Raw genomic sequence first — 718 nt, 5'->3', positions numbered from 1 at the left:
AGGCGCTACCGTCGTTGATCGACGCCGGGATTGCGCACGTCCGCGACGAGGTCATGCCCGCGCTCGGCGAGGTCGACGGGTGTGTCGGTGTGTCGCTGCTGGTCGACCGCGAGTCGGGTCGCGCCATCGCGACCAGCGCCTGGGAGACCCGAGAAGCGATGCACGCGAGCGCTGAGCGGGTGCGGCCGATTCGTGATCGGGCGGCGCAGGCCTTCGGGGGCAGCCCGAGCGTCGACGAGTGGGAGATCGCGGTGCTGCACCGTGACCACCGCTCGGGTCCGGGCGCCTGTGTGCGCGCCACCTGGCTCACGGTGCGGCCCGACCAGTTCGACCGCGCCATCGCGTTCTACCGGGAGTCGGTGCTGCCGGCGATCGAGGAGCTCGACGGGTTCTGCAGCGCGAGCCTGATGCTCGACCGCGCGTCCTGGCGCGCCGTGTCGTCATCGACGTTCGACAGTCTCGAGGCGATGGAGCGCAACGGCGACGCGGCGCGCTCGTTGCGCACCGCCCGACTGCGCGACCTGGGCGCCGACCAGTACGACGTCGGCGAGTTCGAGCTGGCGCTGGCCCATCTGCGAGTACCCGAGCTCGTCTAGCCGCGCCGGCGGATGATCGCCCGCAGCCGCTGCAGGCGCCCGGCGATCTCGCGCTCGCCGCCGCGGCCGGTCGGGTGGTAGTAATCCACGCCCACCAGCTCGTCGGGGGGATACTGCTGCGG

At 72.3% G+C, this 718-nt stretch carries 2 protein-coding genes; one reads left to right on the top strand and one right to left on the bottom strand.

Annotated elements, in window-relative coordinates:
• Nucleotides 1-14: 14 nt before the first annotated feature.
• On the top strand, nt 15-596 hold the full coding sequence (locus F6Q13_RS18665) for a hypothetical protein (RefSeq protein WP_293059705.1): 582 nt from the start codon (nt 15-17) through the stop codon (nt 594-596).
• Here F6Q13_RS18665 and F6Q13_RS18660 read toward each other — a convergent pair.
• Nucleotides 593-718 (bottom strand): hypothetical protein (locus tag F6Q13_RS18660; protein WP_293059703.1); only part of this gene is annotated, 126 nt, incomplete at its 5' end. The two genes, F6Q13_RS18665 and F6Q13_RS18660, sit on opposite strands and share 4 nt — an antisense overlap.

Origin of the sequence: Mycobacterium sp. (assembly GCF_008709575.1) — a bacterium.
Classification (GTDB): Bacteria; Actinomycetota; Actinomycetes; order Mycobacteriales; family Mycobacteriaceae; genus Mycobacterium.
This window is presented reverse-complemented; position numbering and strand designations above follow the sequence as displayed.